Below are 8,426 nucleotides of genomic sequence, written 5' to 3' on the forward strand. Positions count from 1 at the left end.
ATCCTGTTCTGGATCTGGACCCCGCTGGGATGGATAGGCACCGTTTTGACGGTGTGGTGCGCGCTGTTCTTTCGCGACCCGGTCCGGGTGACGCCGGTTCGCGAGGGCCTCGTGGTGGCGCCGGCCGATGGCCGGGTGTCGCTGATCTCGATGGTGCTGCCGCCGGCCGAACTCGGCCTCGGCGACGTGCCGCTATTGCGCATCTCGATCTTCATGAGCGTGTTCAACTGCCATGTGAACCGCAGCCCGGTAGCTGGCCGCATCGAGCGCATCGCCTACCGTCCCGGCAAGTTCATCAATGCCGAACTCGACAAGGCTTCCGAGGACAATGAGCGCAACTCGCTGGTGATCTCGATCCCCGGCGGGCGCATCGGCGTCGTGCAGATCGCCGGCCTGATCGCGCGGCGGATCGTGTCCTTCGTGCGCGAGGGCCAGGTGCTGGGCGCCGGCGAGCGCTTCGGCCTGATCCGGTTCGGCTCGCGGCTCGATGTCTACCTGCCGGAAGGCAGCAAGGCGCTGGTGTCGGAAGGCCAGACCGCGATCGCCGGCGAGACGGTGCTCGCCGATTTCAAGCAGGGTGATGGCGGCCGCACCTACCGGGTCGACTAAACCCCTGATGCGCCGGAATCGGTCGGTTTTCGCCGTATTGGCGGAACCGGGTAGGGTTTGCTAAAGAGAGATATGCAAATGCCCCCCGATCCCGCCTCGCCCGAGCGCCCGCGCCGTTTCCGGACCATTCCGATCCGGATGCTGGTCCCTAACATGATCACGTTGCTGGCGATTTGCGCCGGCTTGACCGCGATCCGGCTCTCGACCGAGGGGCGGATGGAACTGGCGGTCGGGTTCATTGTGTTCGCCGCGGTGCTCGACGGTGTCGATGGCCGCGTTGCCCGCATGATCAAGGGGCAGTCGAAATTCGGGGCAGAACTCGACAGTCTCGCTGATTTCGTCAATTTCGGCGTCGCGCCGGGCCTGATCCTGTATTTCTGGCAGCTGCACGATCTCAATAATGTCGGCTGGATCGCCGCGATGATCTTCGCGATCGGCGGCAGCCTGCGGCTGGCGCGCTTCAACGCCACCATGGATGATCCCGACAAGCCGGCTTTTGCCGCCAATTTCTTCACCGGCATGCCGGCGCCGCTCGGCGCCATTACCGTGCTGCTGCCGATCTATCTGTCATTCCTCGACGTGCCGATGTCGCCGGCGGTGCTGACCGCGCTGTACACCCTGCTGATCGGCTTCCTGATGGTGTCGCGGCTGCCGGTGTTCTCCGGCAAATCGATGAACATGCGGGTGCCGCGCGAACTGGTGCTGCCGGTGTTCGTGGGGGTGGTGCTCTTCATCGCGCTGCTGATCGGCTACCCGTGGCACATCCTGTCGGTGGTTTCGCTGCTCTATCTGGCGAGCCTGCCGTTCGGCTGGAAGTCGTACCGCGAGCAGGAGCGGGCGCTGGCCGCGCAAACAGCTGCCGATCCCGCCGCCGGCCCGAGTCCGCACCCGGCCTATCCGGCTCCCGCGGCCGGCGCTGCGCCGGATGACCGGCCGCCGCGCCTCGACTGATCGCATCTGCCGCAGCCTGCACGGCCGTCTTCCGAAGGGGAGGCGGCCGTCCGCGTTGTGACGCCGGTAGAAAGCGGGCTATATCCCAACCGCTGCAACGACATCCGGCAAAGACTGGATGCGATAATCAACGAGGAGAACGCCGTGACGAATTCCGCAAACGAGCCGCTGCCCGCATCGGTACTGGAGGCGCTCGGCCGCTACGACACGCCGACGATCTGCAATGCGATGGAGATCGTGGCGCCGCAACGCCGGCTGATCGGTTACACCACCAAGCCGCTGGTCTGCCCGTTTCCTGATCTGCCGGCGATCGTTGGCTACGCCCGTACGGCAACCATCCGCTCGGTCCTGTCTTCCGGCCTGCCGGCCGCCGAGCAGGCGGCACGGCGGATTGCCTATTACGACTATGTCGGTACCGGCGCCGGGCCGCGGATCAGCGTGATCCAGGATATCGACGGCGCGGACGTGGGCTACGGCGCGTTCTGGGGCGAGGTTCAGAGCGCCGTGCACAAGGCGCTGGGGTGCCTCGGGGTTGTCACCGACGGATCCATCCGCGACATCCCGCAATGGGCCGAAGGCTTCCAGGCGCTGGCAGGCTCGATCGGGCCGTCGCATGCTTATGTTCACGCCGAGAATTTTGGTGGCGAGGTGCGCGTCGCCGGCATGACGGTGCGCTCCGGCGATCTGATCCATGCCGACCAGCATGGCGCCGTCGTCATCCCGCTCGATATCGCCGCGAAACTTCCCGACGCCGCCGAACTGTGTGGCCGTCGCGAGACGCCGATCCTCGCGATCGCGCGCAGCGCCTCGTTCTCGCTGGCGAAGTTGAAGGAAGCACTGAAGCAATCTTCGGAGATCCATTGACGGCCGAAGCGTACCCAAGATTGCATGGTTAGCAAGCTGTGAAGATCGCCCCCGCGATGGCAGCGGGGGCGTGCCGAGCTTCGGTCGGCGACTGTTCAAGCGCTTAATGTGCCGACATAGGTGGATTGGTCCCGTAAGCTTTACCCGTCCTTAATGGCGCAGCCGCTACGTTCCGTGATGCGCGGCCGATTTGGGTGGCGTACCGTCCAGGACGGACCTTAGTTCGCGTAGCATAGCGTCGGAGTTTTCCATGGACATCATGACTAGCGCAGGGCTCCTTGGCGGCATTGCCGTCATCGCGCTGATGGTGTTCATGGGCGGCGATCTGCACATGTTCGTCTCCGAGCATGCCATGATCATCATCTTCGGCGGCTCGATCACCGCGACCATGATCCGCTTCCCGCTCGGCGTGATGCTGCACGGGCTGCCGCTCGGCGCCAAGTTTGCCTTCACGATGAGCCGGCTGTCGGCGCGCGACCTGGTCGACGAGCTCGCCCGTATCGCCGAAATCGCCCGCAAGCAGGGCCCGGTCGGGCTCGAAAAGGTCGAGACCAACGAGCCGTTCCTCGCCAAGGGCATCCGTTTCGTCGCCGACGGCTACGATCTTGAATTCATCCGCGACAATCTCGAGCGCGACCGCGACAACTTCCTGATGCACCTCAACGAAGGTAGCAAGATCTACCGCGCGATCGGCGACTGCGCGCCTGCCTTCGGCATGATCGGTACGCTGATCGGCATGGTGCAGATGTTCTCCAACATGCCGGATCCTTCCAAGCTCGGTCCGTTCATGGCGACCGCGCTTTTGGCCACCCTGTACGGCGCGCTGGTCGCCAATTTGTTCTGCCTTCCGATCGCCGACAAGCTGCACGGCAAATTGCTGGACGAAGAAACCAATCGCACCTTGATCATCGACGGCATCCTGATGATCCGCGACTCCAAGAGCCCGACCCTGGTGCGCGAAATGCTGCTGGCCTATTTGCCCGAGAAGCATCGCCACGAGGAAGGCGAGCCGGTCCCCGCGTAAGCAAGGACGGGCTGGGAGCAAAAGATGGCGAAGAAAAAGCGCGAAGAGGCCCATGGCGGACACGGCTGGTTCGTGACCTTCGCCGATCTGATGGCGCTGATGATGAGCTTCTTCGTGATGCTCGTCTCGTTCTCGACCCAGGACACCGTCAAGCTCAAGATCGTCGCAGGCTCGATGCGCGAGGCGTTCGGCGTCCAGTCGGATGCGCGCTATTCCGGCGTCATCGAAGCAGACGGCCTGCCAACGCGCGGCCAGACCAAGAACAAGGGGCACGTCTCGCCGGAGGAGGCGTCCAACGTCACCAGCCCGGACGAAAAGAATTCCACCGGTCGGCCGGCCGGCGCCAAGCTGAAGATGGACCGCGAATTCGCATTGGCCTCGGCGTCGCTGCGGCAGGCGTTGCAGGACATGCCGGAGATTAGCGAGATCTCCAAGAACGTGATGTTCGAGGAAACCAGCCAGGGCCTGAACCTCGAGATCATCGACCAGAACGGCCGATCGATGTTTGGCGAGGGGTCCAAGGTTCCCTATGAGCGCACCCGCCAGTTGTTGCAAAAGCTCGCCGGGCCGCTGAAACAGACTCCGCTGCGGGTGGCCATTGTCGGCCATACCGCCGCGGGCTATGTCCCCGCGCGCAGTGAATATGACGCATTCGATTTGTCGGCGGACCGCGCCAATGTGGTGCGCCAGATCCTCGAACGGGAGGGTCTGCCGCCGGCCCATGTGTTCTCGGTGTCCGGCAAGGCCGATAGCCAGCCGCTGTTTCCCGACGATCCGACGATGGCCGCCAACCGCCGGGTGACCATCACCCTGATGCGGGAAGATCCGCCATTGCCACCAAACCTGAAGCCCTGAGCGCGTCAAATAATTTTTTTTGACCCTCCACCCCGAAATTGATGCCCGCGGGACGGGCGGCTGTGGGGCGTTCTGATATATTGCCCCGGTTGACTGGCCTTGCCCGGCACGCCATAGCCGGGGGCAAAATAACCCGCAGGGCGTTTCAGAGCAGCATGGCCGCCACCGACACATCGACCGAAGTGCCGCATGAAGTGCCGGTGTCTACCGGCTTCTGGCAATTGACGCTGGGCGGCATTGGCGTCGTGTTCGGCGACATCGGAACCTCTCCGCTTTACGCATTTCGCGAAGCTGTCGCCGGCGCTACCCATGGCGCACCGGTGACGCGCATCATCGTGCTCGGCGTGCTGTCGCTGATCCTGTGGGCGCTGTTTATCGTCGTCACCGCCAAATATGTGCTGCTGCTATTGCGCGCCGACAATAATGGCGAGGGCGGAACGCTGTCGCTGATGGCCCTTGGGCAACGCGCCTTGGGCCGCCGCAGCTGGCCGTTGCTGGCGTTGGGCGTGGTCGGCGCCTCGATGTTCCTCGGCGATTGCATGATCACGCCGGCGATCTCTGTGCTCTCTGCCGTTGAAGGCCTCAAGCTGGCCGCACCGGCGCTTGAGCATTACGTCGTGCCGCTGACCCTGGTGATTCTGGTGGTCCTTTTCTCGGTGCAGCGCGTCGGCACGGCCAAGGTCGCCACCGCCTTTGGCCCGGTCATGATCGTCTGGTTTAGCGTGCTGGCCGTGATGGGCGCCGTGCACATTGTCGACGATCCGTCGGTGCTCGCCGCCATCAATCCCTATTACGCCATTCAATTCCTGCTGTCGCACGGCGCCATCGGGCTGGTGACGCTCGGCGCCGTTTTCCTGGCGGTGACGGGCGGTGAAGCGCTGTATGCCGATCTCGGCCATTTCGGCCGCAAGCCGATCCAGACGGGCTGGTTTTTCTTCGTACTGCCGGCGCTGCTGATCAATTATTTCGGGCAGGGCGCGCTGGTGCTGTCGAATCCCGCCGCGATCGAGAACCCGTTCTATCTGATGGCGCCGGAGTCGATGCTGGTGCCGCTGATCGTGCTGGCCACCGCCGCCACCGTGATCGCCAGTCAGGCCGTGATTACCGGCGCCTATTCGCTGGTGCGCCAGGCTGTACAGCTCGGTCTGCTGCCGCGCTTTGAAGTCCGCTTCACTTCCGAGACCCATGCCGGCCAGATCTATCTGCCGCGCGTCAACCGCTTGCTGCTGATCGGTGTTCTGCTGCTGGTGATGCTGTTCCGCACCTCCAGCGGCCTCGCCTCGGCGTACGGCATCGCGGTATCGACGACCATGGTCGCCGATGGCATCATGGGTTTCGTGGTGATCTGGAAGCTGTGGAACTGGAAGGCCGCTACCGCCGCCGCTGTAATCGTGCCGTTCGTGATCGTCGACATGACCTTCCTCAGTGCCAATTTGCTGAAATTGCTCGAAGGCGCCTGGGTGCCGCTGATGTTCGGCATTTCCATGGCGGTGGTGATCTGGACCTGGCGCCGCGGGGCCGCGATCCTGATTGCCAAGACCCGGCGCACCGAGGTGCCGTTGCGCGACCTGATCAAGAGCCTGGAAAAACGTCCGCCGCATATCGTCAAGGGCACCGCCGTGTTCCTGACCAGCGATCCCAATTTCGTGCCGACGGCGATGCTGCATAATCTCAAGCACAACAAGGTGCTGCACGAGCATAACGTCATCCTGACCATCGAGACCGGGCAGACGCCCCGCGTCGATCTCAGCGAGCGGGTGCGGATGGAAAATATCAGTGACAAGTTCTCCACCGTGCGGCTGCGCTTCGGATTCATGGAATCGCCCAACGTGCCGAAGGCGCTGGTGATCGCGCGAAAGCTCGGCTGGCAGTTCGACATCATGGCGACGTCGTTCTTCGTGTCGCGCCGCTCGTTGAAGCCGTCGGCGCAGTCCGGGATGCCGCTATGGCAGGATCATCTGTTCATCGCTCTCAGCCGATCCGCCAATGACGCCACCGATTACTTCCAGATCCCGACCGGGCGGGTCGTCGAGGTCGGTACCCAGGTGACGATCTAACGCATCGCCGGTTCGTGCGATTTTACATGGCTGGCGATTGAAATGACGCTATATGAGGCGCTCCGGCGCAGGCTACTGCCGCCTCACTTCGCCATTCGCCGCAAGGCTCAGAGGCCGATCCATGACCAGTGACAACGCCATTCCCGCCACGGATACAACCGTAGCGGCCCGTGGCGACACTCATTCCACCGCGGGCTTCAAGGCGCTGATGCTGGGCAGCATCGGTGTCGTCTATGGGGATATCGGTACCAGCCCGCTATATGCGATGCGCGAGGCGCTGGTTGCCGCTGGAGGGCATAGCGCCACCGGCATCAGCCCCGAGGCGGTGCTGGGCGTGCTGTCGCTGATCCTGTGGGCACTGATCATTGTAGTGACGCTGAAATACGTGCTGATCCTGCTGCGCGCCGACAATCACGGGGAGGGCGGTACCCTGGCCTTGATGGCGCTGGCGCAACGGGCGGTCGGCAAGGGCAGAGGGGCCTCCCTGATCGTGCTGCTCGGCATTATCAGCGGGGCCCTGTTCTACGGCGACGCCGTGATCACGCCTGCATTGTCCGTGCTTTCGGCCATCGAGGGCATCAAGCTGGTCACCTCGGCATTTGATGCCTATGTGGTTCCGATCACCATCATCATCCTGATCCTTCTGTTCGCGGTGCAATCGCGCGGCACGGCGCGGGTTGCCGCGTTTTTCGGGCCCATCATGTGCGTGTGGTTCGCCGTGATTGCCATCGCCGCGATCCCGCCGATCATGCGCCACCCCGAGGTGCTGTTCGCGCTCAATCCGCTGCATGCGGTGTCGTTCATGTTCCATCACGGCATTATCGGCTTCGTGACGCTGGGCGCCGTGTTCCTGGCCGTGACCGGAGCCGAGGCGCTGTACGCCGATCTCGGCCATTTCGGCAAACGCCCGATTCAGACGGCGTGGCTGTACATCGTGCTGCCGTCGCTGGCGATCAACTATCTCGGGCAGGGGGCGCTGGTGATCGGTGACCCCACCGCGCTGGAAAATCCGTTCTTCCTGATGTTTCCGGACTGGGCTCTGGTGCCGATGGTGTGCCTCGCGACCGCTGCGACCGTCATCGCCAGCCAGGCGGTGATTACCGGGGCCTATTCGCTGACCCAGCAGGCGATCCAGCTCGGCCTGCTGCCGCGCTTCGAGATTCGCCACACCTCGGAATCGCATTCCGGCCAGATCTACATCCCGCGTGTCAACATGCTGCTGTTGATCAGCGTCGTGGTGCTGGTGCTGCTGTTCAAGTCGTCGAGCTCGCTCGCTTCCGCCTATGGCATCGCGGTGACCGGCACCATGGTGGTCACGGCGATGATGGGCTTTGTGGTGATCTGGCGGGTCTGGAAGTGGAAGCCCTGGGCCGCCGCCGCGCTGATCGTGCCGTTCCTGCTGCTTGATCTCACCTTCTTTGCCGCCAATCTCCTGAAGGTGTTTGACGGCGGCTGGGTGCCGCTGGCGCTGGGCGGCGTGGTAATCATGCTGATGTACACTTGGCGCCGTGGCAGCCGGCTATTGTTTGAGAAGTCGCGCAAGCTGGAATTCCCGCTGCGCGATCTGATCGCGATGCTCGAGAAGCGGCCGCCGCAGCGCGTCTCCGGCACCGCGGTGTTTCTGACCAGCGATCCGGACAGCGCGCCGACCGCGCTGATGCATAGTCTGAAACACTACAAGGTGCTGCATGAGAAGAACGTCATTCTCACGATCGAGACGGCGCCGACCCCGCGCATCGATCCGTCCGAACGCGTGCGGCTGGAAGAGATCAGCGCCACCTTTACCCTGGTGACGCTGCGGTTCGGCTTCATGGAATCGCCGAACGTGCCGAAGGCGCTGGTGATCGCGCGCAAACTCGGCTGGCAGTTCGACATCATGGCGACCTCGTTCTTCGTGTCGCGGCGCTCGCTGAAGCCCTCGGCGCAATCCGGCATGCCGCAATGGCAAGACCATCTGTTCATCGCCATGAGCCGGTCGGCCAACGATGCCACCGACTACTTCCAGATCCCGACCGGACGGGTGGTCGAGGTCGGTACGCAGGTAACTATTTGATTGCCTGAGGGGA

At 63.5% G+C, this 8,426-nt stretch carries 7 protein-coding genes; all 7 read left to right on the forward strand.

Going from position 1 to position 8,426, the window contains the following annotated elements:
• On the forward strand, positions 1-609 hold a 609-nt coding region (locus Q0S16_RS14045; protein WP_295849219.1), incomplete at its 5' end, for a phosphatidylserine decarboxylase.
• Positions 610-687: 78 nt separating this feature from the next.
• Positions 688-1,560 carry a CDP-diacylglycerol--serine O-phosphatidyltransferase gene (gene pssA / locus Q0S16_RS14050; protein WP_295849221.1) on the forward strand — a complete coding sequence of 291 codons (873 nt, stop codon included), beginning with the start codon at positions 688-690 and terminating at the stop codon, positions 1,558-1,560.
• 144 nt (positions 1,561-1,704) lie between these two features.
• Entirely contained in the window at positions 1,705-2,424 is a 720-nt protein-coding gene (locus tag Q0S16_RS14055) for an RraA family protein (protein ID WP_295849222.1), read from the forward strand.
• 250 nt (positions 2,425-2,674) lie between these two features.
• A complete protein-coding gene (locus Q0S16_RS14060; RefSeq protein ID WP_295849224.1) occupies positions 2,675-3,448 on the forward strand; it encodes a MotA/TolQ/ExbB proton channel family protein in 774 nt (257 codons plus the stop codon).
• Positions 3,449-3,472: 24 nt separating this feature from the next.
• Positions 3,473-4,303, forward strand: coding sequence for a flagellar motor protein MotB (locus tag Q0S16_RS14065; protein ID WP_295849226.1), 831 nt, complete (start codon positions 3,473-3,475; stop codon positions 4,301-4,303).
• Between the two features lie 155 nt (positions 4,304-4,458).
• On the forward strand, positions 4,459-6,360 hold the full coding sequence (locus tag Q0S16_RS14070; RefSeq protein ID WP_295849228.1) for a potassium transporter Kup: 1,902 nt from the start codon (positions 4,459-4,461) through the stop codon (positions 6,358-6,360).
• A 121-nt stretch (positions 6,361-6,481) separates the two neighbouring features.
• Positions 6,482-8,413 (forward strand): potassium transporter Kup, encoded by a 1,932-nt coding sequence (locus tag Q0S16_RS14075; RefSeq protein WP_295849230.1) that lies wholly within the window; start codon positions 6,482-6,484, stop codon positions 8,411-8,413.
• Positions 8,414-8,426 lie beyond the last annotated feature (13 nt).

The organism is Tardiphaga sp., assembly GCF_025356345.1.
Classification (GTDB): domain Bacteria; phylum Pseudomonadota; class Alphaproteobacteria; order Rhizobiales; family Xanthobacteraceae; genus Tardiphaga.